Source organism: Pseudomonas antarctica (genome assembly GCF_001647715.1).
In the GTDB taxonomy this organism is placed as follows: domain Bacteria; phylum Pseudomonadota; class Gammaproteobacteria; order Pseudomonadales; family Pseudomonadaceae; genus Aquipseudomonas; species Aquipseudomonas antarctica_A.
The window spans coordinates 6,292,951-6,319,376 of the sequence record NZ_CP015600.1; the positions used below are offsets into that span (position 1 = coordinate 6,292,951).

The following is a 26,426-nucleotide window of genomic DNA, read 5'->3' on the forward strand; positions in this document are numbered from 1 at the left end:
TCCCTTCCAAGCTCGCCATACAACCAGCGGTCAAGACCGCTGACCGCTCGCTGCGAGCAATTCCTTCAATATCGTTGCCGGGTCGGCCCGCTGTTGCTTGCGGTAGTTGCCGACATGGCGAACGAACAGTGTCGCGCGCGTCACCAGGCTTTTACCGAGCACTGGCTTGCGATCCAACTCTTCCTTGATACGTTGAAACTGCGCCTGGATAACCGCATCGGTGTAGCGCGTGCCGGTGGCCAGGTTGTCGATGTAGATCGCCACCGCGCCATCAAGCGCGCTGCGCCCATTGTCGATGGCCGTGGCAAACAGCTGGGCGCTGGCCGTGTCCTTGTTGTCCAAGGCCTGCTGGCGACTCTTCTGCAGGTTGGTCAGGCGAATGTTGTAGTTGCTGATGGTCTCGGCCACCAACGCGGCCGACTGGATCAGGTTGCCCGCCGCCTCTTCGCGTTGCTGGGCGATCAGCGAGACGTTGCGCTTGAGCTCTTCGTTGACCAGCCCCAGTTCGGCTTGCAGCTTGGGATCGACGCTGGCCGAGATAATGCTGTCCAGGCGCTTGGTCGGGTCCTGGGCGTCGTCAATCGCGTCGGTCAACGAGGCCAGGCGGCCCTCTTTTTGCCACTGAGCGAACAGCTCCTTGTAACGCGAGCGCGGCGCCGACAACGCCCCCACCGCCACGCGAAAACCGGTGGTCTCGTTGCTTTGCTCGGTGCCGTCAGCGGCGAACAGCGGATACTCGCGGCGCATGCCGGTGAACAGCGTGCCCTCGCCTTCCAGGTAATTGCCGCCCTTGACCACAAAGCCGCCGTAGGTGCCCTGGCGACGCCCGGCATGCACCAGCTGGAAGGATTCCTGGACCATTTCCGCCGCATTGCCGATCACGTCGAACATGCCGATCGGGTTGGGCAGTTTGGTGCCGATGGGCATCAGGCGCGCGGCCTGGCCAGTGCCGCCGGCAACCTGGTTGAATACCGCGTAATCCGCCAGCGGGCCATCGCTTTCGCTGCCTTCGACGCGCCGTGGGAACAGGCGCCCTTCCAGGTCCTGGCGGCTCACTGCCTGGCCACCGCGCGCGGCGTATTCCCATTCCACTTCGGTGGGCAGGCGCACAAAGCCCAGGCCACCGTCTTCCGCCGAGGAGCCGCGGCCGCTGACCGGCAGCAAGTCACGGTGGTATTTCATCAGCCAGGCGCTGTACACCGCCGAGAAGCGCTCGGCTTCAAAGCGCGACAGTTTCACCTTGGGCAAACGCGCGGCCATGCCGGTGGGCAAATCGCAGGCCGGGGCCGGCTCGCCGCTGGCCAACGACTGCGCCTGGGACATCACCTGGGCGTACTGGCGTGCGCTCACTTCGTACTTGCCGATGAAGTACAGCATCGGCTTGAGCGGGGTTTTCGCGTCGGTCTTCGGCATCAAGGGCGCGATGACTTTGTTCCAGTCTTTGGGCAAATCCTTGAGGGTGAACTGGCCGTTGATGAAGTCGCGGCGGTAGCCGGAAATAAACGACTGCTGATAGCCCGCCTCACCTTCGGCGAAGGGGTAGCCGAGGCTGATCTCACGGTCATCCAAGGTGCCCTGGGCCAGCACGTAGGCATAGCGGAACACCATGTTGCCTTCGCAGGGCAGCGGCAGGCTGACGTCGTCCGGCAGCGGTTTGGGGTTGTCGAGTTTGTCGCTGGCCTCATCGGCCCACGCCATCGACGCCAAGCTCAGCGCCACACAGGCGCCCAGTAACTTATACATCTCTGATTCCTTCAGAAGCCTGGATACGCGCCACTCGCCAACCACCACAGGCCGCCGCCACGGCGCTGACGCCAAGGATTGCAACCAGGGCCAGGCCGTAGTGACGCGCCAGCAGGTGACTGGCGTATTCGCCCGGCACCTGCACAAATAATTGATTCAAACCCATCTCGGCCAAGCCATAGAGCCCGGCACTCAGCCCGGCGGCGAAACTTGCGCTGTAGAGCGCCTGCATCACCACAAACAGCAACAGTGCGCCGGTGGAAAACCCCAGCAGGCGCAACACGGATAACTCCCGGCGCTTGCGCGCCACGGCGGCCAACGCCCCGGCAAAGATCGCCGCAAACGCGCCAGCCAAGGCCAGCCCGGCGATAATCCAGAACACGATCGACAGGTTGCGGCTCAACGACTGCACTTGGGCGATGGTTTGCGCCTGAGTCGAGACCAACAGATTCTGCCCGGCGAAATACACTCGCAACGGCTCTACATCGGTGAGGGTGCGTGCGTACAGGCGAAACGCCGGGTACACACGCTGCTCACTCACACCGACCGCGTCACCTTCCCAACCCAATGCGGGCACCGCTCGACCGTCGCGGTAATCTTCGGCCGCTTCCAGCAGGCCCAAATCAGCGAACAAACCATCGCGGGCAAAGTCTTCCAGCGGCAATACCGCCTGCACCTGCAACCGTGTGCGCTGGGCTTCGACGCGCCCCGCCACTTGCCGCGCAAAACTGGTCTCCAGCCAATCGCCAGGCCGCGCCGCGAGCTTTTCAGCGGCGGTGTGGCTCAGCACAATCTGGTCCAGGCCCCGAGGCATCGGCAAACCCGCCAGCAAGGGATCGCCCGGCGCCGTCGGCAGCATTTCCAAGGTGAGTGTGCCCACCTGCGCGGTCGCCGCAATCTGCCGGGTACGCGGCACGGCAAACCCGACATCGCTGCGCAGGCCGAGCTGCTCGATAAACCCGCTGCTGAATCGACCACCGCCCAACGGAATGATTTCACGGGTAGCGGGATCGGTCTCCAAACGTTCGGTCAAACTGCTAACCAGTCCAAATTTCAGGCCGAATAACACCAGCAACGGCACCATGACTGCCACCAGCGCCAGCACCGAACAGGCGGACAGCCAGGCATCGTTGCGGTAATCCTGCCAGGCCAGTGAGGCAACCAGACCACTGCGCATCAGCACGCCTCCCCGAGGGTAGCGGTGACGCCGCCGTCAGTGTCACGACGGCAAGTGATGCGCCGCACCGGCAAGCCGCTGGCACGGGCCAGGGGTTCGTCATGCGTGGCGATCACGCAGGCCGCACGGTGTTCGAGGGCCTGCGCCAGCAACGCCTGCATGACACGCTCAGCGTTAAGCGGGTCCAGGGACGCCGTCGGCTCATCCGCCAGCACCAGTTGCGGCGCATGGGCCAGGGCTCGGGCGCAGCTGACGCGCTGGCGTTGGCCCACCGACAGCGCGGCCGGTTTTTTGGCCAACTGATCGCTGATTTCCAGTTGCTCGGCCAGTCGCGCCACGCTGCCGTCGTCCTTCAACCCCAACAGTTGCCGGGACAGGGCGATATTGCCGCGCACATCGAGAAACCCCAGCAGTCCACCGGTTTGCAGCACATAGCCCAGGTGCCGGCTGCGTAACTCGGCCAACGCGGATTGCTGATCGGCACGCCACAGGCCGCCAATGTCGACCTGGTTGAAGGCAAACCGGCCAACCTGATCCGGCGCCAACACCAGCGCCAACAGATCCAGCAACGTGCTTTTGCCACAGCCACTCGGCCCGACAATTGCCAGTTGCTCACCGGCACCCAGCGTCAGCGCCGGAATCACCAGGCTATAGCGCTGGCTACCGAGGCCCCGGGTCTTGTGCACCGCGCTCACATTCAACATCACGGCAGCGTCGACAACGGCACGCGGTACAACGCATCGCCCGGTTCGGCATCGCCGAAACGGACCCAATTGGCCACGTCATTGTGGAAGGTTTCGTAGAGACGGATTTTCGAATCCAGCTCGTCAATAAAGTCTTCCTGCTCGGCGACGCTCAACGACAACCACAAGTCCTGCGTCATGTTCAGCGACTTGCTGCGGTACGGCAGGCCTTCCAGGTATTCACCGAGAAGGCCGCCATCGGCCAGGTTGCCGCCCTTGCGCAGGGCTTGCGGATCGCGGCTCATATAGGCCGAGGCGCTGGCGATTTCCTGGAAGAAGTCTTTGGGCGAAGTTTGGGTTTTGCGCGCGGCATCGACGATCAGCTTCAACGACTGCTGCAGGTCATTGAGCTGCAACTTGGTCAGCATCACGCACACCTGGAACGCCGGCAGCGCCGGGTTCGTCAGGTCACGGTCGGCGGTCCAGGCGCTGACCAATTGCGGGGCCTGGCTCGCGGTTTTGCGGCCGAGAAAATCCATGTGCATGGCGTAGCCGACAGCGGCGGACTTATCGGCCAGGCTCGGCGCGGAACTCAGCAGTGGCACCGGTTGCGGCGTATTGCTGCGCACTTGATGAACGAGGTTGGCAAACACGCTGCCGATCTCATCGACACGCTCACCCAGCTTGCGTACATCACCGCCCGGCACCGGCGTATAGAGGTCGCCGATCTGCGGGTTGGCATCGGCGGTGAGCACGCGATATTGGCTTTCCGCACCGGCATGGGTTTTCTTGCCGGCGTCGGTGCGCAGGTGCAGGGCGTAGATCTTGATCTGCTTGCCCAGTGCCGCCTGGCGCACTTCGGCTTCGTTCATTTGGGTGGCGGCAAACGGGTCGTTTTTGCGCAGCGCGCCGGCGTCGGTGACCAGCAGGATAATGCGCCCGCCGTAGCCGGACCAATCCATGTCATCCACCGCCTGCATGACCCCGGCAAACGCATCCTCGTTGAAGGAGTGGCTGGAAACGGTGGACGCCTTGACCTGGCGCGCCATGTCGAGGAAGCGTTGCGGATCGCGCCCCTGGTCGAGGGTGATCAGGGTCTTGGCCACGTATTCCAGGCCCGGGGTTTTCTTGATGCTGTTGCGGAAACCCACCAGGCCGAAGCTGACGCTGTCCAACTCGCCGCGCTCGGCAATGCGCGTTTGCAGCTCGTGTACGACGTCGCGGACTTGGTCGATATACGGCTGCATCGACACGGTGGTGTCGACCACCAACACCACGGCGGTGCGGAACGCATCGGCGTTGGTGCTGATCACACGGGCGGCCGGTTTGGCCGCGGCAGCGCTCCCGGGGTCGATGGACGCCACGTTAAGCAACTGCACCGGCTGGCCGTTTTCATCGAAGCTCTCTTTGGCGTCGAAGATCGGCAACAGGTAAAACTGGTTTTGCGGGACCGCGCTGGCCGTCGGCTCAAGCGCCAGCACTTGTTGATTGTCTTCGCTGTTTTTCTGCGCCTTGGCCAATACGGTCTTGGCGGCAGCGGGATCAGCCAGGAGCTTTTCCACCTCCGAGGATTGGCGCAGGAACATCACTGGCGCCCGGCCCGAGCGCTCGGTGAATTTAAGCACCAGGCTTTGCTTCCAGTCGCTGACCTGGGAAGCCGGCAACCAACCATCGCTGCGCCCATCGGTGGCGGCACCGACACGCACCCATGGGCTGCCATCGACGTCTTTGCGCTGGTAAACGTAGAGCACGGAAAACGCCGGCAGCGCTTCGCCGGCTGCACCACCGGCGTCATGGGACAGCTTGGCGCCCGGCTTGCTGAGCACACGCTGAAACAAGGTCTTTTTACCGGCCATCAGCAAAGGCCGCTGACCGCCATCCACATCCGCCACGGCCGGTTTTACTGGCGCAGGTGGCGGCGTCGGCGTCGCCGGTGTTTTCGGGACTACGGCGGCGGGCGGTGCCGCAGGCGTATCATCGCTGCTCAGCCACCAGTAACTGGCACCGCCTATCGCCAGCGCAACGGCCACCGCGACTGCCGCCAACGCCAGCACCGGCCCACGACGCTGTTCGGACACGGCGTTGTGCTGCGTCGGCGTCACCACCGGCTGGCGAATCGGTTGCGGCTGAGGCTTTTCAGTCGGAATTTCGATGGATACCGGCGTCATGCCCGCCAGATCAAAACTCAGCGGTATCGGCAGCGGCCGCACCAGCGTCGCTTCAGGCGAGTCCGCCGGCAGTTGATCCAGGGCCCGCAACAACGCCGCCGCATCCGGGAACCGCTCGGCCGGGTCCTTGGCCAACAGCTTACGCAGCACATCCTGATAACGGCCGTGGTGCACCGGCAACTCCGGCAGCGGCTCGGTCAGGTGAGCCAGCGCGGTGGAGAGCGCATCGGTGCCGGTGTAGGGCAACTTGCCGACAAGAATTTCATAGAGCACCACGCCCAGCGCGTACAGGTCAGCGCGGCCATCAATCTCCTGGCCCCGCGCCTGTTCCGGACTCATGTAGCTCGGCGTGCCCACGGCAAATCCAGCCTGGGTGAACTGGGTGCGGTCGTCCAGCGACTTGGCGATACCGAAGTCCGACAACACGGCGGTGCCGTCGGCGCGGAACAGAATGTTCGCCGGCTTGACGTCGCGGTGCACCAGGCCCTGGGCATGCGCATAGCCCAGTGCGGAGGCGATCTGGCGGATCAGGGTCACGCCCTGCTCCGGTGTCAGCCCGGCGGCGATGCGCTCCTTGAGCGTGCCGTTGGGCAGGTACTCCATGGCCATGTAATACAGCTCACCGACATTGCCGATGTCATGGATGGTCACCGTGTGCGGGTGGGACAGGCGCGCCAGGGTCTTGCCCTCGCGCAGGAAACGCTCGCAAAAACTTGGGTCAGCCGCCAGCGCCGCCGCCATCACCTTCAACGCCACCTTGCGCTCCAGCGAGCGCTGGGTCGCCAGGTACACACTGGCCATGGCACCTTCGCCAATCTCGCCTTCGATGTCGTAACCCGCAATCACAATGTTCATGGCGAGACCTTCACGACGATAGCGGTGATGTTGTCCGGCGCGCCGCGGTTAAGTCCCAGGTGCACCAGGCTGCGTACGATTTCATCCGGTGCGTCATGGCTGAGCACCTCGCGGATTTCATGGTCTTCGACGGTCTTGTTCAGGCCATCGCTGCACAGCAGGTAGCTGTCACCGGGGGCGATCAGCAAGTCGACCACTGCCAACTCCAGCTGCGCCTCCACACCAACCGCGCGGGTGACGATATTGGCGCGCGGGTGAACGCGGGCATCAGCCTCGCTGAGCAGGCCGCTGTCTTGCAGGTCTTGCACGTAGCTGTGGTCGCGGGAGATGCCTTCGAGCACGCCATCGCGCAGGCGGTACAGGCGACTGTCACCGGCCCACAAACACACGCCACGCAGGCCGCGCGCCGCCAATACAACGACGGTGCTGCCCATCATGGTCACGCCACGGTTGGCGGTTTCTTCACGCACGGTCGCGTTGATGCGGATCAGGTCATTGCGCAAGGCCGCCGAATACTCATCCAAAGAGCGACCCACCGGCACACTGCGCAGGCTGTCGACGATCAGGCTGCTGACGTAGTCCCCGGCCGCATGCCCGCCCATGCCATCAGCCACCACCCACAGGCGGTTTTCCGACAGGTCCAGGCACGCGTCTTCATTGACCTGGCGCACCATGCCCACATGGCTTTTGCTCGCGGATTTGAACGTCGACCCCATCTACACCACACCTTCTTGTCCGAGCAAAAACTGCGCAAAATCGCCGGCGGCAGGCAAACCCTGACACCGCAATAAACCAGGGGAAATACGTTGGGAGCCACGGCCCCACCACAGGCTGGCGCCTTCGCAGGCCTGTTCGGCGAGCGCGGTCATTCGGCTGTGGGGCACGGTGGCGGCAACCCGTTGCAGGCCTGCAAAGCGGCTGTCCACAGCGCGCGGCTCACTTGCCGGAATGCCGAGTTTGTCGAGGTCGTCGTTGAAGCCTTCAAAGGTCGCGCCAGTATCCAGAGTGCTGAGCAACAGCTCTTCAGCCTGTTCGAACCAGGTGTCCGGGCCGCCGACCAGCGACGCCGGATTGGTGTCGTGATCCAGCAAAGCGACCACCGCCAACGGAAAATACCGCCCGACCCGGTCAATGCTCGGCATCACCACGCCCGCCGCAGCGTCCGGCCCGCACACACCCGGTGCCAGCACAAAGCGCCACAACGGGCTGACCAGGTACACGTTGAGCCAGTCGCCGCCCAGGCGGTTCTGGCTGGCGAGCAAACCGGCCGCCAGCCAGCTGTCCCACGGGCCGATAAAACTCTGGGGCAAGGCGCGACTGACAAAGTCACCGCGGCTGGCCAACTTGCCGTAGAAACCCAGCGTCGTCATAACCGCTCCGGCAGGCTGAAGCCGCTGAGTACACGGCTCTTGAACGGGTTGAAGGCGCTGTTGGCGCGCAACTCGTAGGCGATACTCGCCCCGTCCACCCGCAGGCGCAGGTTGAAGCGGTCCGGCGAGTTACCGGCGGTGAGATCCGATTGCTCCAGCAGGCGGAACCAGGCCCACGGCCCGTCCAGGGTCACGCCCGAACGGCCGCTGGCCGACGGCGGCATGATAGAAATACGCACCACGCCAATGCTGCCCGGGTTCGGCCATTGCATGGCCACCGGGCGGCTTGGGCCGTGGTCGTAGCTCAATTGCTGGCCGTCCAGATCCAGCAGGAACTGAGTGATCGTCGGGTCCATCGACACCGGCTTGAGTTCGAAACGCACAATCGGTTGGGTGCCTCCAGCGCGGAAGAACGCATCACGAATGGCCGCCGCACGCTGGAAGGTTTGCAGCACGCCCGGCGCAATCCCGAGCTTCTGCGCCGCCCCCGGCTGCCAGCGCCAGGTCGGCGCAGACGTGTCCACATAAGGCTGCAGGTATTTGCGGAAGTAGTTATCCATCACCCCGCCCACACCAAAAAACTGGCCAAAGTCATCCAGCGTGGCGTCGCGCGCGCTGCCCGGCGACATCGGATAACGACCGGCCAGGGACTGGCGGTACACGTTGACCACTTCGCTGACCCACGCTGCGTTCAGTTGGTTGCGCACGCCGCCCATCATGCTGTTGGTGGTGGAGTTGACCACCGACTTGACCATGCCCTGCACCAACGGCGGCTGGCGCTCGGCATTCAGGCTGACCCGCGTGGCTGCTGCCGCCGCCTGGTTCTTCGCCTCGCCGAGCAAGGCATCGCCACTGGCACCGACCATGGCGCTGACCTGCACATACAGCGCGTTCATATCCGCGAGCAGGCCGTCGATGGCGGCCGGTTCGCCTTCATTCTTGCTGACGATGCTGTTGAGTTCAGCGAAATGCGCGGTCACCGGATCATCCGCCGCTTGCGCAGTGCTGGTGGTCTGTTGCTCCTGGCCGAGCAGGCTGCCGAGGCGCTCCTTGAGCTTGTCGACACCCCCTTCCACCGGCACGCCTTTGGCGGCCAATTGGCGCTCTTCGGCTTGCAGATCAGTTTCCTTGGCCACCGCCACCAGCAGTTTTTTCAGCGGCGACGTCGGGCCGGAAATCACTCGCAGCACATCGGCCGCCTGGGCCACGCTGGTGATCGGCACAAAGTCGATATCCGCAAGCAAGGCATCCCACTGGCGCTGGTAATCCTGGAAATACAGGCGGCGCACGTCGGCGGCGAGGCTCGCCACGTTTTGCTGGTCTGCCTGTTCGCGGCCCAGCACCCATTGCTCTTCAGCCAGGGTGCCCGTCTGATTCAAGCTGCTCAGCAGGAACGCCTGACGATAGCCCTTGGCGGTGAAAAACCCACTCAACGGCTCGCCCAGCGGCTTGCCACTTTTACGGCTGAACACCAGCGCGGCATCACGGCCTGCGGCTTCGTTGATACGGAAGTCAGGAATGCCGTCGGGCAGTTTCTGGCGTTTAACGCGGTCATAGACGCGCTGAGCCACCGGCAGTTGTTGCAGTTGGCGACGCAGGTCGTCGATCAGCCGTGGGTCGAGTCGCGCGCTCGGCGGATGGCGCTCGAACAGCGCCTGCAAATGCCCGGTCAACGCCTGGCGCTGATCGGCCGGCAGGTCACGCGGCAGGCTACGGTCCCAGTCGAGGGCGATCCAGGCCTTGATGAAGTCCGGGTCGTAATGCTCGTTGTCGGCGAGCATCAGGTAAGCCTTCAGGCCTTCATAGAGGAAGTCGGAATTGCCACCGCCGTGCAGTTGTTCTTCGATACGCGTCACCAGACGGGGGGCGAATACGGCGATCAACAGCTTGCGGTAGACACTGGCGGACTCGGCTTCGAGCATGTCGCCTTGATACAGACCCAGCCCTTCGGACCAACTCGGCGAATCACCCGCGAGGTTCTTCACCGCATTGAGCAACGGCAGCACGGCGAGGACTTCGCGCTGCGCCGGGCTGAGGTTCTGTACCGTCTGGCCCAGCGGCGCGACCTTCTGATCGACTTGGGTGATGTAGGCCTGATTGGCGCGATAACTCACCCACCACAAACTGCTCACCACCACCACCAAGGCCACGGTAGCGGCTAATACGCCGCGTGCGATCCACTTGCGCCGCCGCTCGACCTTCGGGTTCACCCCCACCAGCCCACGCTCGGCGAACGCCACGGCGGTGAACAGTTTTTCGATGAAGTAACTGCGCCCGGTACCACTCTGGCGCGCCAGGTGCTGGCGGTCCAGGTTCATGCTCTGGGCCATGGCGCCGATCAGGCGATCAATCGGGCTGCCTTCCTGGGTGCCGCTGGTGAAGTACACGCCGCGCAGCAATACGCGCTCTTCATAGGCATTGGGCTTGAACACGCCTTCAAGGAAGCTTTGCAGGCAATCCTTCAACGCACCGAACTGCTGCGGGAAGCCGTAGATCAGGTCGCGCCGCGCCGGGTCGCGCTCCTGTTGCAAGCGTTCCACCAAGCGTTCGTTAAGGCGCTGCTCCAGGCCTGCAAATTCGCTTTGCAGATGGGCCAACGGGCTGTCGCTGTTCTTGCCGTCATCCAGGGCAAAGGTCATGCCCCACACCTGGGCGCGGTCTTCCTTGCTCAGGTTGTCGAAAAACTCCATGAAGCCCGGCACCAGGTCGAGCTTGGTCAGCATCAGGTAGATCGGGAAACGCACGCCCAACTGGGTATACAGCTCCTGGATACGCAGGCGAATCGCAGCGGCATGCGCGGCGCGCTCGGCGTCGCTGCCCAGTAGCAAATCGGACAGGCTGATCGCGATAAAGGCGCCATCGATCGGGCGGCGCGAGCGCTGCTTTTTCAGCAGGTCAAGGAAGCCCAGCCACGCGGCTTTATCCACCGTGGAGTTGCTGTCCTGCGTGGTGTAGCGGCCAGCGGTGTCGAGCAAAACCGCTTGATCGGTAAACCACCAGTCGCAATTGCGCGTACCGCCAACGCCTCGCACCGCACCGGCGCCCAATTGCGCGGCCAGCGGAAAATGCAGGCCGGAATTGACCAGCGCGGTGGTCTTGCCCGAACCCGGCGGGCCGATGATCACGTACCACGGCAGCTCGTAGAGGTTGCGGCGCTCGTCACCGCCGAGCTTGGCCTTTTTCAGCAGCGTGAGGGCTTCGTCCATGCGCTGACGCAGGGTTGATAACTCTTCGGCAGTGGCGACGCTGTTGGGGTCGGCCGGTGTTTCGGCCGCTAGGCTGCGCATCACTTCGGCGGCCTGACGCCGGGCCTGGATAATGCGGAACACGCGGTAAGCGATCCACACGGCAAACACCAGGATAATCAGCGCCCAACGGCGCCCTTCCGGCACCAGGACGTCGAGCAACGGCCCGACAAACCAGATGATCAGGCTGAGGGCGATCAGGCCCAGCAATGGGATCACCCAGCGAATCATGAAACTGAAAAACGCCTTCACTCGACGCCCTCCGCCAATACGGTGATTTCAACCCGACGATTGCGGGCACGGCCTTCGGCAGTGGCATTGGTGGCCACCGGCGTGGTGTCGCTTCTGCCTTCGGCGCTGAAGCGATCCGCCTGGCCGGTCTTGGCCGCCAGAATCTCCAGCACCGACTTGGCGCGCGCCTCGGACAGCGCCCAGTTGGACGGGAACCGCAGTGTGGCAATCGGGCGGTTATCGCTGTGCCCGGTGACGCGCACCTGGCCCTTGACCTTGCGGATGGCATCGGCGATGCGCAGCATCAGCGGCTGGTAGTCATCGACAATGCTGGAACTGGCCGACGCGAACAGCTCATCACCCCGAATCGTCACGACGGAACGGTCGACCTTGTCTTCCACGGCCACGCGGCCCGCCTTGATGTCTTCCACCAGGAAGCCCGCCAGGCGTGGCCGTTCAATCACTTTCGGTTGCACCACGGGACGGTCGATGGCCTGCACCGGGATCTCGCCCAAGGCATGGATATTCTTGAACACCGGCTCGGCATCCGACGCCAGCTTCATGCGCAAACCGAACAGCAACGCCAACAGCAGCGCCAGGCCGATGGCCACGGCGATCCATGGCGGCATGAATTGCGCCAGGCGATCACGCGCCACGGTCACGCCGCGCCAATGCGGCGACAGTTCACGCTCGTGCTCGCCACGGGCGCTGCGAATGGCCGCAGCGGTGCGCTCACGCAAGGCTTCCAACTGGCTGCGACCGTCGTTCATCACGCGGTAGCGGCCCTCGAAACCCAGGCACATGCACAGGTACAACAGCTCCAGCAAATACAGGCGCTCGCGCGGGCTTTGCAGGCAGTGGTCGAGCAACTGAAAGACTTTTTCGCCGCCCCAGGCTTCGTTGTGCACGGTGATCAACAAGCTCTGTTTGCCCCAGTCACTGGTGCTGCCCCATGGCGTACTCAGCACGGCCTCATCGAGCGCGGTGCACAGCGCGTAACGCGCCAACAGCACTTCGTTGCGCGCCACACCGGCGGCTTCGGCGCGTTCTTCGAACTGGCGCAAGTAGTCCAGTAACTGCGCACGCAAGCTGGCCGGCGCCGGGTGCGCGATGGTGTTGCGCAGGCGTGTCAGCAGCGCAAGCAACGGGCCAGCAGCGCTTTCCAGCGGGTTGAGGCCTTGGCTTTTACCGGTCAGGATCGGCGCGGCCGGCATCGAAAGCGGTGCCGGCTCTGCGCGCGCAGGTTCCGGCGCGCGGCCACCCGGACGCGGCATGAACTGGGTGCGGTCATCATCATTGGGATGCATCGCGGATTATCCTCGGATCGCCCAGAAGGCCAGGTTCAAACCCGGGAACTGCCCGGCGATATGGAAGGCAAAACCGCCGGAGTTGTTCAGTTGCTGCCAGTGCTCGCTGCCCCGGTCCAACTCGTAATAGGTGCTGCCTGCGTGGTACGGGATCTGCCGTGGCGCCACCGGCAATGGCAGCAGGCCAATGCCCGGCAGTTGCAGGTTGACCATGTCGCGGATGTGTTCCACCGAACCAACCTTGCTCTGCTGGCCGAAGCGCGCGCGCAGGGTTTCGCCAGGCACGTCAGCGCGCACCACCAGGATGAAACTGGCGCTGTCGAGCAGGGTTTTATCAGCAAGCATCGCCACGTGGATGCCGTAGGCTTTCTCCACAATCGGGATGGGCGTGGCCTTGCTGTCGATCAGCATCGACAGCGCTTCACGCAGGGCCGCCATCACCGGGACGAAACTCAGGGACAGGTCGTCGTGCTGGTATTGCGGGTATTCCTGGGGGCGACGGCCCGAGGTGGAGAAGGTGGAAAACTCCCCGGCCAGGCTCACCAGCTCGCTGAAAAAGCGTTCCGGGTGCAGCGGGCTCAACTGGCTGAAATGCTGGAGCAGCGGCTGCGCGCGGTTGACCAATTGCAGCAGCATGAAATCGGCAATCTCCGACGCGCCACCGGCGCCCGAGGCGACGACACGGCCAGCCAGGGCTTCGCCACGCTGGTGCAGCAGGCCCAGTAATTCGCTGCGAAAGGCGCTCAGCGGTTTGCTCGCGGCCACGTCCAGAACCGGCGGAATGTAGGTGTCATCGAGGACCAGCGCGCGGTCAGCGCGTTTTTCCTTGATGCGTACCACGCCGATGGCAGCGTAATCGCTGATGCCATCTTGCGCGGTCAGCAAGCGCAGGGCACGGGAACCCACGGCCACCGGCGCGCGGTTTTCGAACGGCGCGTTGTCGTCACGCACTTCACGCACCTGGCTCACATAACGTGCGGCGCCAAGGTCTTCGCCCTCGTCGACCGTGTCACGGGCACCCGCGCGCTTGAGCGGCAAGGCCAGGTACACCAGGCCATCGCGCAGGTTATCGTCGATGTTCAGCGGGCTCGGCGCCAGGTCGTCCTGGGGGATATTGAACGGCGTGCCATCAGGCAACAGGCCGCGCGCCGAAACGATCGCCAGCTTGCCCTGCGCCAGCAGGCCTTGGTCGATCAGCAACTCGGAAAAGCCCCACGCGCCAGCGGATAACGGACGACTGCGGGCGTCGATCAGGTTTTCCAGATAACGGTCATGTTGCTGGAAGTGCTGCGTTCCAATGAACATGCCTTCCGACCAGACCACGCGATTGTTCCAGGACATGGGGGCTCCGATTGCTTCTTATTGGGCAGGGCTGGATGGGGGAACCACGACGTCGGCGCGCACGGCGCGCACATCGAGGCTGATCTGGTATTCGGTGTACTGGCGAGCCGGCACGTTGAGCACCGTGCGCCATTGCGCGCGGTCCAACTCGCGATAGCCCACCAGCAAACCGATTTGGCGTGTGGAGGGGTCGAGGTCGCGTTGAATGCTCAATTGCTGGCCGGGTTGGACCATCACTTCGTCCTGGTCCAACAGGTCCAGGCCGAGGGTGGATTGCGCGCGGTCAGCCAGCGCGAAGTAGTCGGAGCGGCTGAAGGTGGCGGCGTTTTTCAGTTCGAAGATGCGCACCCGCACCGGCGCTGCCAGGCCGTTGGCGCCGGGGTTGAGCCCGGTAATCGCGTGAAAGTGCAACTCGACGGCGGCGGTGTCCGCCTCGGCCTCGGCAACCGCCTGGGGTTTGGCGGCATCCTTGGCACACGCCGTCAGCAGCAACGCGGTGGCTGCTGCGAGTAAAAACCTGGGAATCATCCTGCGTCCTCAATGACGTACTTAGCTATCCGTTTTATCCATTACTGCGGCGCGATTTAGCGTCGCTGTCGTGCGCTGTGTTCTTCGTAGGCCCGGCTGAATTCGCGGCCGAACAGGTCCTGGAAATCTTCCTGGGCCTCGCGGGAAATATTGCTGTAAAGCTCGGTGAACTGCTGCCAGTACTGGGCCTGGCGCGAGCCGTTAAAAAGGCTCGACAGCCCGCCGGGCTTGCCCATGCGCTCTTCCAGCTGTGCCGGCTCAAAACGCGTGAGCAGGTGTTTGATCGCCGCTTCCACACCGGCCATTACTGCCAGTTGGTGGGCGCGCAAGTCGTCGAAACTGTCGCGCACGGCGATGTCCGGCGCCATAAACGCTTGGTTACCGTGGCGAAGCAGCAGCAGTAAGGCTTCGTCGGCATTCGGCGCGAATTTCAACGGATTGTTTTCGGCTGGCCGGATCATCGTCTGCTGCATGCGGAACTCGCCCTTGAGGCTGGCACGGGCACGCAAGACGTCGATCAGGCCTTCGACCATCAGCCGGTAGCTGCGGCCGATGCTTTCCATTTGCGCGCAGGCGTCGGCTTTGTCGAGGCGCAGTTGGTCAAGGCCGGCGCCGCGCAGGAAGGCTTGCAGCAGGTCGGGCTGCTGGGTGTCCGGGGCGGCTGGCGGGAGGATCGGCGCAGGTGGCGGTTCGGGCGGCGCAACAGGCTGGGGGGCTGTGACGACAGGCGCTGGCGTGTCGCCAAACAGGTCCCAGTCTTCGGGAATGACTGAACCGGATACGACCGGCTTCTCGACCACCGGCACGGCCACCGGCGTCGGTGGACGGAAGTCGTGTTGCTCGCAGGGTACGTGGTCCGCCACAGTCGGCGGCGGTACGGTGGTCGGGGTGAGGAAGTCGAACAGATCCGGCAGCGTGTCCATCGACGAGGCGCCCTGGAACTGCGGCGCAATTGCCGGCGTCGGCGCAGGCGCTGGCGAGCTCACCACCGCCCCCATCAGCGCCTCAAAGCTGTTCGGCGAATCGCCAGCAAACAACTGGCTATCAACCGCTTGCACGTTGAAGTCGATACGCGCCTGGATTTCGTAATCGCCGATGCGGATCAGCTCACCATCTTGCAACGGCTCGCTGTTACCCCGGCGCATGCGAATACCGGCGTTAACCAGCTCCACGCCGTTTGTACTGTTATCGGTTAAATAGTAACGGCCATCTTTGTATTGAATAACGCAGTGCTGCGAAGAGACAAGGCGCTCTGGGTCGGGCAATACCCAGTCATTATCGGAACTACGGCCAATAGCCATCACGCCCTGATTCATGGACTTTTCAGGGCATTGCCCAGGGGTAATTTTGTGATAACTAGTGATAGTCAAACACAGCGACATCTTGCCTCCTTGCTGATACATCGCGCGCGGTCTATCCAGGGGCTACCCAAAGGGACCCGTCTTCCCGAGAGATCACCGCCAGGTCGTGCAAACGACCTTGAAAACCTGCTTTTGTCAGCATGATCGCTGATCTTACTCGGCCTCTATGACAAAAATCCTGCCTTGGGGCGCCGTTAGACCCGTCAGTCGCGCAGGGTGTTAAACACCGCACATCTGTCACAGAGGGCGAATAGCTTACCTTGACAAGGCGTAACTACTACACCAAAAATGCACAACTTCTTGAACATCGGTAGTGGCACATTAGTGGCACCGCTGCATATATGACCAAGAACCCATGCAAAGTTCATTACGCAACTATTGCATGAATTGCCCGATATCTAACGGGCCGATAGGGAGATCGAATCAAGTGGATGTGCCGTTGCTGCTCGCCGCCGTTTCCGCGACTTCGCCGTGTGGCGAAGACATGGAATATGACGCGGACTTTCTCCACCTGGAGCGTGCCGCCAAGGGCCAACCCGAGCGCAGCATGGGCGACTCCATCCTGCCCGCTGAACCGCCGGACTGGCGCAGCATCCAGCAGCAAAGCCTCGACTTGTTGCAGCGCAGCAAAGACCTGCGTATCACCCATTTTCTGCTGCAAAGCTCCCTCGCCCTGCAGGGTCCGGCCGGGCTGGCCGAAGTCCTCACGCTGATCAACGCGCTGCTGCGCGAATACTGGGCCGACCTGCACCCGCGCCTGGATGCCGACGACGATAACGACCCCACCGTGCGCATCAACGCCCTCTCGGGCTTGACCAGCGACGCGACCATTCGTCTGCTGCGCGAAAGCATCCTCACGCGCTCACGCACGTTCGGGCCGGTGAGCCTGCGCGCCGCGCTGAACGCCAGCGGCCTGATGAGTTTCCCCGATGAACAACTCGGCGCCCAGCAACTGAACGCCGCGTTCCTCGACAGCGACCCGGAACAACTGCAGGCCACCCACGACGCCCTGAGCGCTGCGCGTGCCGCCTGCGAAGCCATCGAACAACAGGTTAGCGACCAGGTCGGTTCGGCCCAGGGCGTGGACCTCAGCCTGTTGAAGCAACCGCTCAAGCAGGCGCTGCAAGTCCTCAACCAATTCGTACCGAATAGCGATACCAGCAGCGAGCCCGAGGCCGTCAGTGACGACAATGCCCCCTCGGTTGAATACGCCGCTGCCCCCGCCGCACCGCGCCCAACGGGTGACATCGCCAGCCGCGATGACGTGCTGCGCAGCCTCGACAAGATCCTTGCGTACTACACCCGGCACGAGCCTTCGAGCCCGCTGCCGGTGCTGTTGAACCGGGCGAAAAATCTGGTGCATGCCGATTTTGCGGCCATCGTGCGCAATCTGATTCCCGACGGCATGTCCCAATTTGAAAACCTGCGCGGCCCGGACGGCGAGTAAGCCGCTCGACTGTGCAGTAACAACACCGTCGCTCAAGCGACCAGGAGCAGCAACGTGGCGAAGCAAAGTTCTCAGAAATTCATCGCGCGCAACCGTGCGCCTCGAGTGCAGATCGAGTACGACGTCGAGCTTTACGGCGCCGAGAAAAAGGTCCAGCTGCCCTTCGTGATGGGCGTGATGGCCGACCTCGCCGGCAAGCCTGCCAAACCGCTCGCACCTGTGGCCGACCGCAAGTTCCTTGAAGTGGACGTCGATAACTTCGACTCGCGCCTCAAGGCCATGCAGCCGCGCGTGGCGTTCCATGTACCGAACGAGTTGACCGGCGAAGGCAACCTGAGCCTGGACATCACCTTCGAAAGCATGGACGACTTCAGCCCGGCCGCCGTGGCGCGCAAGGTCGACTCGCTCAAACAGCTGCTCGAAGCCCGCACCCAGCTCGCCAACCTGCTGACCTACATGGACGGCAAGACCGGCGCTGAAGAAATCATCATGAAAGCGATCAAGGACCCGGCATTGCTGCAGGCCCTTGCAAGCGCGCCTAAGCCGGCAGGGGACCAGTAATCATGACCGAGAATACCGTCCGCGAAGGCTCCCAGATCCTGGGCGCTACCGAAGAAGCCAGCGAGTTCGCGAACCTGCTGCTGCAAGAATTCAAACCCAAGACCGAACGTGCCCGCGAAGCCGTGGAAACCGCCGTGCGCACCCTGGCCGAACAGGCTCTGGCGCAGACGGACCTGGTGTCCAATGACGCGATCAAGTCGATTGAATCGATCATCGCCGCCATCGACGCCAAGCTGACCGCCCAGGTTAACCAGATCATCCATCACCAGGATTTCCAGCAACTGGAAAGCGCCTGGCGTGGCCTGCACTACCTGGTCAACAACACCGAGAGCGATGAGCAGCTGAAGATCCGCGTGCTCAACATCTCCAAGCCGGACCTGCACAAGACCCTGAAGAAATTCAAGGGCACTGCGTGGGACCAGAGCCCAATCTTCAAGAAGATGTACGAAGAAGAATACGGCCAGTTCGGCGGCGAACCCTACGGTTGCCTGGTGGGCGACTACTACTTCGACCAGTCGCCACCCGACGTGGAGCTGCTGGGCGAGCTGTCGAAAGTCTGCGCCGCCATGCACGCCCCATTCATCGCTGCGGCTTCGCCGACCGTGATGGGCATGGGCTCCTGGCAGGAACTGTCGAACCCGCGCGACCTGACCAAAATCTTCACCACCCCGGAATACGCCGGCTGGCGCTCGCTGCGTGAATCGGAAGACTCGCGCTACATCGGCCTGACCATGCCGCGCTTCCTGGCACGCCTGCCGTATGGCGCCAAGACCGACCCGGTGGAAGCCTTCGCCTTCGAAGAAAACACCGACGGTGCGGACAGCTCCAAGTACACCTGGGCCAACGCCGCGTACGCGATGGCGGTGAACATCAACCGTTCGTTCAAACACTACGGCTGGTGCTCGCGCATCCGTGGCGTGGAGTCCGGCGGTGAAGTGGAAAACCTGCCTGCTCACACGTTCCCGACCGATGACGGCGGCGTGGACATGAAGTGCCCGACCGAAATCGCCATCAGCGACCGCCGCGAAGCGGAACTGGCGAAGAACGGCTTCATGCCGCTGCTGCACAAGAAAAACACCGACTTCGCTGCCTTCATCGGCGCCCAGTCGTTGCAGAAACCGGCCGAATACGATGACCCGGACGCCACCGCCAACGCCAACCTGGCCGCGCGCCTGCCGTACCTGTTCGCCACCTGCCGTTTCGCTCACTACTTGAAGTGCATCGTGCGCGACAAGATCGGTTCCTTCAAAGAGAAGGACGAGATGCAGCGCTGGTTGCAGGACTGGATCCTCAACTACGTCGACGGCGACCCGGCGCACTCCACCGAAACCACCAAGGCCCAGCACCCGTTGGCAGCTGCCGAAGTGATCGTGGAAGACGTCGAAGGCAACCCGGGTTACTACAACTCGAAGTTCTACCTGCGCCCGCACTATCAGCTTGAAGGGCTGACCGTGTCGCTGCGCCTGGTATCGAAACTGCCTTCGGCGAAAAGCGCATAAGTAAAAGCGAACTCGCTCTACTGTGGGAGCCGGGCTTGCCCGCGATTCAGGCGACGCGGTCTGTCAGTCAGACCGCGTTGATGCGATCGCAGGCAAGCCTGCTCCCACAGAAAAGCACTGCCCCATTGGCGGTAACCAAATCGAGTGGCGCACGCCACACAGGGAGAAAACATGGCTGTTGATATTTTCATCAAGATCGGCGACATCAAGGGCGAGTCCATGGACAAGGCCCACAAGGACGAAATCGACGTGCTGAACTGGAGCTGGGGCATGGCCCAGTCCGGCAACATGCATGTTGGCGGTGGCGGCGGCGCAGGCAAGGTGAATATCCAGGACCTGTCGCTGACCAAGTACGTCGACAAGGCGTCGCCGAACCTGATGATGCACTGCGCCAGCGGCAAGCACATCGACAAGGTCAAGCTGACCGTGCGCAAGGCCGGTGGTGAAAGCCAGGTCGAGTACATGGTGATCAACCTGGAAGAAGTGCTGGTCACTTCCCTGAGCACCGGCGGCTCGGGCACTGATGATCGCCTGACCGAAAACGTCACCCTCAACTTCGCCCAAGTGATGGTCGACTACCAGCCGCAGAAAGCCGACGGCACCAAAGACGGCGGCGCGATCAAGTTTGGCTGGAACATCCGTTCCAACACCAAACGCTGATAGCCCTGGAGGCCGTGGCCCTGCGCTACGGCCCCTGGCACCTGCCCCGCTGCAAATACGTCCCTCTCACAACCCGTCCGTGGAGCTGCTTTGGTGGTAACTGAAATCGCTTCCCGCGACCGTCTGCAGCCGTCCTTGCTGGACCGGCTGACCGACGACGACCCAACCAATCCCAAGGAAAGCGCCGACAAACGCGTGCTGTCCCTGACCCAATTGAAAGCCTCGGTTCTGCGCGACCTGGCGTGGCTGCTCAACACCACGTCGTTGCTGGATGCCGATGCCACGCTGCACACCCCGGCCGGTACGTCGGTGGTCAATTACGGCCTGCCGGCACTGGCGGGCAACAGCGTTTCCAGCGTCGACATTAAAGCCCTGGAAGCCCTGATCTACCAGGCAATCGCCACCTTTGAGCCACGTATTCTGCGCCACACCCTGCGCGTCAAAGCCCGCGTCGGCCATGGCGAGATGAACCACAACGCCCTGAGTTTCGAGATCGAAGGCGACCTGTGGGCACAGCCGGTGCCGTTGCGCCTGTTGCTGCAAACCGACCTCGACCTGGAGTCCGGCCATGTGCGCGTGGTGAATGCCGACCAACGGAGGCGCCCATGAACCCGCGCCTGCTGGAGCTGTACAACCAGGAACTGCACCACGTGCGCGAAAGCGCCGCCGAGTTCGCCAAGGAATACCCGAAGATCGCCAGTCGGCTGACCCTGTCCGGTATGGACTGCGCCGACCCGTACGTCGAACGCTTGCTCGAGGGTTTTGCCTACCTCACGGCCCGCGTACAGCTCAAGCTCGACGCCGAGTACCCGACCTTCACCCATAACCTGCTGGAAATCGCCTACCCGCACTACCTGGCGCCGACGCCGTCGATGACCGTGGTGCAATTGCAGACCGACCCCGACGAAGGCTCGCTGGCCAGCGGCTTCCCGCTGCCCCGCGACACGGTTTTGCGGGCCGCACTGGGCCGCGAAACCCAGACCTGCTGCGAGTACCGCACCGCACACCCGGTGACGTTGTGGCCGTTGCAGGTCAGCGGCGCCGAGTACTTCGGCAACCCCGCCGCCGTACTCGGGCGCCTGGCTGCCAGCGAGCCGAAAGCCAAGGCCGGCTTGCGCCTGACCCTGCGCACCGGCGCCGAGTTGCCGTTCAACAGCCTCGACCTCGACAGCCTGCCGCTGTACCTCAGCGGCGCCGATGAGCAACCGTTTCGCCTCTACGAACAATTGCTCGGCAACGCCTGCGCGGTGTTTGCACGCAAGCCCGGCGGTGACTGGGTTGAACGCCTGCCGCAAGACGCGCTGCGTTCACGGGGTTTTGACGATGCCGACGCGGCCATGCCGGTGGTGGCGCGCGCGTTTCAGGGCTACCGGTTGTTGCAGGAATATTTCGCCCTGCCCCATCGCTTCCTGTTCGTCGAGTTCGCCGAACTGGGCCGCGCAGTCAAACGCTGCGACGGCCAGGAGCTGGAACTGATCGTGTTGTTCGACCGCCACGAACCGAGCCTGGAAGGCAGTGTCGGCGCGGCGCAGTTCATGCCGTTCTGCACGCCGGCGATCAACCTGTTCCCGAAACGCGTGGACCGTATCCATCTGTCTGAGCGCGTCAACGAACACCATGTAATCGCTGACCGCACCCGGCCGATGGATTTCGAGATTCACTCGCTGAGCGGCATCACTGGGCACGGCACCGGGCCGGAGCAGCCGTTTCTGCCGTTCTACGCGGTGCGCGACCCATCGCGCTATGGTCGCGACAAAGCGTATTACACCGTACGCCGTGAACCACGCGTACTGTCCAGCGACCAACGCCGCAACGGCCCGCGCTCCACCTATGTGGGCAGCGAAACCTTCGTCAGCCTGGTCGACAGCCAGCAAGCGCCGTACCGCCACGACCTGCGCCAACTCGGCGTGACCGCACTGTGCACCAACCGCGATTTGCCGTTGTTCATGAGTACGGGTAACGGCAAGACCGACTTCACCTTGGCCGACAGCGCGCCTGTGTTGTCTGTGCGCTGTGTGGCCGGCCCAAGCCGCCCGCGCGCCAGCCATGCCCACGACGCCAAGGCCTGGCGCCTGATCAGCCAGTTGTCGCTCAATTACTTGTCGCTGAGCGAGCAAGGCCAGGGCGCCGGCGCCTTGCGCGAACTGCTGCGCCTGTACGGCGATAGCAATGACGCTGCCCTGCAATTGCAGATCGAAGGCCTGCGCGAAGTCAGCAGCAAAGCCGTGACCCGGCGCTTGCCGATGCCTGGCCCGATCGTGTTTGGCCGCGGCTTGGAAATCACCCTGGAATTTGATGAAAACGCGTTTCGCGGCACCGGCGTGTTCCTGCTCGGTGCGGTGCTGGAACGCTTTCTGGCACGTTACGTGTCGATCAACAGTTTTACCGAGACGGTGATCCGTACCACCGAACGCGGCGAGATCATGCGATGGAAAGCCAAGCCCGGGCGTCGTCCGACCCTGTGAACACACTGGATGCGATGCATCATGAGCCCTGGGAATACGATTTCTTCCAGGCGCTGCGGCGTATCGAGTGCGAGTCGCCAGAGCTGCCGCGCCTGGGCCATTCCCTGCGCCTGGCGGATGACCCATTGCGTCTGGGGCAGCAAGCCGATTGCACCTTCGCCCCGGCCACCTTGGCCTCGGTCGATCCCGGCGGCGACGGTAAGCCTGCGCGACTGGAACAGTTCTTCTTCGGCCTCGGCGGCCCCAACGGCCCGTTGCCGCTGCACATCACCGAGTACGTGCGCGAGCGTCAGCGCAACAACGCCGACAGCACCAGCAAACAGTTTTTGGATGTGTTCCACCATCGCCTGCTCAGCCTGTTTTACCGGGCCTGGGCCGAAGCGCGGCCGACGGTCAGCCACGACCGACCGGACGATGATTACTGGTCGGCACGCCTGGCAGCACTGAGCGGCCGAGGAATGCCGAGCCTGCTGAATCAGGGGCTGATTCCCGATACGGCGAAGCTGCATTACAGCGGCCACTTGTCGGCACAGACCCGCTACCCGGACGGTTTGAAGGCGATCCTCAGCGAATACTTCGGCTTGCCGGTTGAGATTGAAGAATACGTCGGCCAGTGGCTGGAACTGCCCGAGCGCAGCCGCGTCAGTGTCAGCGCCAACCAACTGGGCGTGGACTTTTGCCTGGGCAGCCACGTGTGGGACCGCCAGCATAAGTTCCGCATCCGCCTGGGCCCGCTCAAGCTGGATGACTACATGGGCATGCTGCCTGGCAGCCAGCCATTCAACGAGCTGGTGGCGTGGGTGGCCGAGTACCTGGGCCATGAATTGGACTGGGACTTGAACCTGGTTTTGCAACAACCTGAAGTCCCGAAGCTGCAGCTTAACGGCCAGTTCCGCCTGGGCTTCAACACATGGCTCGGCTGCCCCGCGCACGACGCCAACGACCTAATCCTGGCCCGGCATTACGCCGATCACGCCACCACCTCAAGGAATCCAGAGCATGGGTGAAATCAGTCGCGCCGCACTGTTCGGCAAACTCAACAGCGTGGCCTACAAGGCCATCGAAGCCGCCACCGTGTTCTGCAAACTGCGGGGCAACCCGTACGTGGAACTGGCTCACTGGTTTCACCAACTGCTGCAGTTGCAGGACTCGGATCTGCACCGCATTGTTCGCCAGTTCAACGTGGAGCCGGCGCGCCTGGCCCGCGACCTGACCGAAGCCCTGGACCGCCTGCCGCGCGGCTCGACGTCAATCACTGACCTGTCGTCCCACGTGGAAGAAGCCGTGGAACGCGGCTGGGTTTACGGCAGCCTGTTGTTCGGCGAGAGCCAGGTGCGCACCGGTTACCTGGTGCTCGGTATTCTCAAGACGCCGAGCCTGCGCAATGCGCTGCTGGGCTTGTCTTCCGAGTTCAACAAGATCAAGGCCGACACCCTGAGCGAACGCTTTGACGAATACGTCGGCGACTCGCCGGAAAACGCCCTCAGTGCCAGCGACGGTTTTAACGCCGGTGCAGTCCCGGGCGAGGCCAGTGGGGCCATGGCGCCGAGCGCGATGGGCAAGCAGGAAGCGCTCAAGCGCTTTACCGTCGACCTGACCGAACAGGCCCGCAGCGGCAAGCTCGACCCGATCGTTGGGCGTGATGAAGAGATCCGCCAACTGGTGGACATCCTGATGCGTCGGCGCCAGAACAACCCGATCCTCACCGGTGAAGCCGGTGTGGGCAAAACTGCCGTGGTCGAAGGTTTCGCCCTGCGCATCGTCGCCGGTGACGTGCCGCCCGCACTCAAAGACGTGGAGCTGCGCAGCCTCGACGTGGGCCTGTTGCAAGCCGGCGCCAGCATGAAAGGCGAGTTCGAACAGCGCTTGCGCCAAGTCATCGAAGACGTGCAGGCCTCGCCCAAACCGATCATCCTGTTTATCGACGAAGCCCACACCCTGGTGGGTGCCGGTGGCGCTGCCGGGACCGGTGACGCGGTCAACCTGCTCAAGCCCGCCCTCGCCCGTGGCACCTTGCGCACCGTAGCCGCCACGACCTGGGCCGAGTACAAAAAACACATCGAAAAAGACCCGGCGCTGACCCGCCGCTTCCAAGTGGTGCAAGTCGCCGAGCCGTCGGAAGACAAGGCGCTGCTGATGATGCGCGGCGTGGCCTCGACCATGGAAAAACACCATCAGGTGCAGATCCTCGATGAGGCCCTGGAAGCCTCGGTGAAGCTGTCGCACCGCTACATTCCCGCCCGCCAGTTACCGGATAAATCCGTGAGCCTGCTGGACACCGCCTGCGCCCGTGTTGCCATCAGCCTGCACGCGGTGCCCGCCGAAGTGGACGACAGCCGCCGCCGTATCGAAGCGCTGGAAACCGAGCTGCAAATCATCGCCCGCGAGCATGCCATCGGCATCGTGATTGGCGCGCGCCAAAGCAACAGCGAAGCCTTGCTGAGCGCTGAACGTGAACGCCTCGCGACGTTGGAAAGCCGCTGGGCCGAAGAGAAAGCGCTGGTGGATGAGCTACTCGCCACTCGCGCGACGCTGCGTGAGAAAGTCGGTGAAGTCGACAGCGGCAACGATGCATTGCGCGCACAGCTGGTGGACCTGCAACAACGCCTCACCGCCCTGCAAGGCGAAACCCCGCTGATCCTGCCGACCGTGGATTACCAGGCTGTGGCCTCGGTGGTCGCCGACTGGACCGGCATTCCAGTGGGCCGCATGGCGCGCAACGAACTGGAGACGGTGCTTAACCTCGACCAGCACCTGAAAAAACGCATCATCGGCCAGGACCACGCCCTGCAGATGATCGCCAAGCGCATCCAGACCTCTCGCGCCGGTCTCGACAACCCGAGCAAGCCGATTGGCGTGTTCATGCTCGCCGGCACGTCCGGCGTGGGCAAGACCGAAACCGCCCTGGCCCTGGCCGAAGCCATGTACGGCGGTGAGCAGAACGTGATCACCATCAACATGAGCGAGTTCCAGGAAGCCCACACCGTGTCGACCCTCAAGGGCGCGCCACCGGGCTATATCGGCTACGGCGAAGGCGGCGTGCTGACCGAAGCGGTACGGCGCAAACCCTACAGTGTGGTGCTGCTGGACGAGGTGGAAAAAGCCCACCCGGACGTGCATGAAATCTTCTTCCAGGTGTTCGACAAGGGCGTGATGGAAGACGGTGAAGGCCGCGTGATCGACTTCAAGAACACGCTGATCCTGCTGACCACCAATGCCGGCACTGAACTGATCTCCCGCGTCTGCAAAGACCCGGCGAACATGCCCGAGCCGGAAGAGATCGCCAAGGCGTTGCGCCAGCCGTTGCTGGAGATTTTCCCGCCGGCACTGCTGGGCCGTTTGGTGACGATCCCTTACTACCCGCTGAGCGACGAGATGCTCAAGGCAATCACCCGCCTGCAACTCAACCGCATCAAAAAGCGCGTGGAGAATACGCACAAAGTTGCCTTCGACTACGACGACGCGGTGGTCGACTTGATCGTCTCGCGCTGCACCGAAACCGAAAGCGGCGGGCGCATGATCGACACCATCCTCACCAACAGCCTGTTGCCGGACATGAGCCGTGAATTCCTCACGCGCATGCTCGAAGGCAAGGCACTGGCGGGTGTGCGCATCAGCAGCCGGGACAATGAATTGCACTACGACTTCAACGACGCCGATTGACCTGACGAAATGCGATCACAACTGTGGGAGGGGGCTGTGTGGGAGCCGGGCTTGCCCGCGATAGCATCACCGAGGTGTGTCTGGCACACCTCGGTGATGCTATCGCAGGCAAGCCAGCTCCC

At 63.2% G+C, this 26,426-nt stretch carries 19 protein-coding genes; 8 read left to right on the top strand and 11 right to left on the bottom strand.

Annotated features, from left to right (window positions below; all coding sequences use genetic code 11):
• Nucleotides 1–30 precede the first annotated feature (30 nt).
• From A7J50_RS28715 to tagH, 11 genes are read right to left on the bottom strand one after another with little or no spacing between them, the layout of a single operon-like run.
• The gene (locus A7J50_RS28715; protein ID WP_064454735.1) at nt 31–1,743 is read right to left on the bottom strand and encodes a formylglycine-generating enzyme family protein; all 1,713 of its coding nucleotides are present in this window, start codon (nt 1,741–1,743) and stop codon (nt 31–33) included.
• On the bottom strand, nt 1,736–2,920 hold the full coding sequence (locus A7J50_RS28720) for an ABC transporter permease (protein WP_064454736.1): 1,185 nt from the start codon (nt 2,918–2,920) through the stop codon (nt 1,736–1,738). The genes A7J50_RS28715 and A7J50_RS28720 overlap by 8 nt, the downstream gene beginning before the upstream one ends.
• A complete protein-coding gene (locus tag A7J50_RS28725) occupies nt 2,920–3,624 on the bottom strand; it encodes an ABC transporter ATP-binding protein (protein ID WP_064454737.1) in 705 nt (234 codons plus the stop codon). The genes A7J50_RS28720 and A7J50_RS28725 overlap by 1 nt, the downstream gene beginning before the upstream one ends.
• On the bottom strand, nt 3,624–6,626 hold the full coding sequence (locus A7J50_RS28730) for a serine/threonine-protein kinase (protein ID WP_064454738.1): 3,003 nt from the start codon (nt 6,624–6,626) through the stop codon (nt 3,624–3,626). Before A7J50_RS28730 ends, A7J50_RS28725 begins: the two co-directional genes overlap by 1 nt.
• The gene (locus A7J50_RS28735; RefSeq protein ID WP_064454739.1) at nt 6,623–7,342 is read right to left on the bottom strand and encodes a PP2C family protein-serine/threonine phosphatase; all 720 of its coding nucleotides are present in this window, start codon (nt 7,340–7,342) and stop codon (nt 6,623–6,625) included. The genes A7J50_RS28730 and A7J50_RS28735 overlap by 4 nt, the downstream gene beginning before the upstream one ends.
• Nucleotides 7,343–7,996: a type VI secretion system-associated protein TagF gene (gene tagF / locus A7J50_RS28740; protein WP_064454740.1), complete on the bottom strand. Its 654-nt coding sequence runs from the start codon at nt 7,994–7,996 to the stop codon at nt 7,343–7,345.
• A complete protein-coding gene (tssM, locus tag A7J50_RS28745; RefSeq protein ID WP_064454741.1) occupies nt 7,993–11,493 on the bottom strand; it encodes a type VI secretion system membrane subunit TssM in 3,501 nt (1,166 codons plus the stop codon). The genes tagF and tssM overlap by 4 nt, the downstream gene beginning before the upstream one ends.
• Nucleotides 11,490–12,779: a DotU family type VI secretion system protein gene (locus A7J50_RS28750; protein WP_064454742.1), complete on the bottom strand. Its 1,290-nt coding sequence runs from the start codon at nt 12,777–12,779 to the stop codon at nt 11,490–11,492. Before A7J50_RS28750 ends, tssM begins: the two co-directional genes overlap by 4 nt.
• A 6-nt stretch (nt 12,780–12,785) precedes the next feature.
• Nucleotides 12,786–14,120, bottom strand: a complete 1,335-nt coding sequence (gene tssK, locus A7J50_RS28755; protein ID WP_064454743.1) for a type VI secretion system baseplate subunit TssK — start codon at nt 14,118–14,120, stop codon at nt 12,786–12,788.
• A gap of 18 nt (nt 14,121–14,138) precedes the next feature.
• Nucleotides 14,139–14,648, bottom strand: a complete 510-nt coding sequence (gene tssJ, locus A7J50_RS28760) for a type VI secretion system lipoprotein TssJ (protein ID WP_064454744.1) — start codon at nt 14,646–14,648, stop codon at nt 14,139–14,141.
• A 56-nt stretch (nt 14,649–14,704) separates the two neighbouring features.
• Nucleotides 14,705–16,030, bottom strand: a complete 1,326-nt coding sequence (tagH, locus tag A7J50_RS28765; protein WP_064454745.1) for a type VI secretion system-associated FHA domain protein TagH — start codon at nt 16,028–16,030, stop codon at nt 14,705–14,707.
• Between the two features lie 406 nt (nt 16,031–16,436).
• On the opposite strand from tagH, the gene tssA reads away from it, so the two are divergent.
• The 8 genes from tssA to tssH all read left to right on the top strand — a co-directional run bounded on the left by tssA (nt 16,437) and on the right by tssH (nt 26,304).
• Nucleotides 16,437–17,456: a type VI secretion system protein TssA gene (tssA, locus tag A7J50_RS28770; RefSeq protein ID WP_064454746.1), complete on the top strand. Its 1,020-nt coding sequence runs from the start codon at nt 16,437–16,439 to the stop codon at nt 17,454–17,456.
• Nucleotides 17,457–17,510: 54 nt separating this feature from the next.
• Nucleotides 17,511–18,017: a type VI secretion system contractile sheath small subunit gene (gene tssB, locus A7J50_RS28775; RefSeq protein WP_064454747.1), complete on the top strand. Its 507-nt coding sequence runs from the start codon at nt 17,511–17,513 to the stop codon at nt 18,015–18,017.
• Nucleotides 18,018–18,019: 2 nt separating this feature from the next.
• Entirely contained in the window at nt 18,020–19,516 is a 1,497-nt protein-coding gene (gene tssC / locus A7J50_RS28780) for a type VI secretion system contractile sheath large subunit (RefSeq protein ID WP_064454748.1), read from the top strand.
• Nucleotides 19,517–19,687: 171 nt separating this feature from the next.
• Nucleotides 19,688–20,176 carry an Hcp family type VI secretion system effector gene (locus tag A7J50_RS28785; RefSeq protein ID WP_005792512.1) on the top strand — a complete coding sequence of 163 codons (489 nt, stop codon included), beginning with the start codon at nt 19,688–19,690 and terminating at the stop codon, nt 20,174–20,176.
• Between the two features lie 93 nt (nt 20,177–20,269).
• Entirely contained in the window at nt 20,270–20,785 is a 516-nt protein-coding gene (tssE, locus tag A7J50_RS28790) for a type VI secretion system baseplate subunit TssE (protein ID WP_005792513.1), read from the top strand.
• Nucleotides 20,782–22,641, top strand: a complete 1,860-nt coding sequence (tssF, locus tag A7J50_RS28795) for a type VI secretion system baseplate subunit TssF (RefSeq protein WP_064454749.1) — start codon at nt 20,782–20,784, stop codon at nt 22,639–22,641. Before tssE ends, tssF begins: the two co-directional genes overlap by 4 nt.
• A complete protein-coding gene (tssG, locus tag A7J50_RS28800; RefSeq protein WP_064454750.1) occupies nt 22,605–23,648 on the top strand; it encodes a type VI secretion system baseplate subunit TssG in 1,044 nt (347 codons plus the stop codon). The genes tssF and tssG overlap by 37 nt, the downstream gene beginning before the upstream one ends.
• Entirely contained in the window at nt 23,641–26,304 is a 2,664-nt protein-coding gene (gene tssH / locus A7J50_RS28805) for a type VI secretion system ATPase TssH (protein WP_064454751.1), read from the top strand. The genes tssG and tssH overlap by 8 nt, the downstream gene beginning before the upstream one ends.
• Nucleotides 26,305–26,426 lie beyond the last annotated feature (122 nt).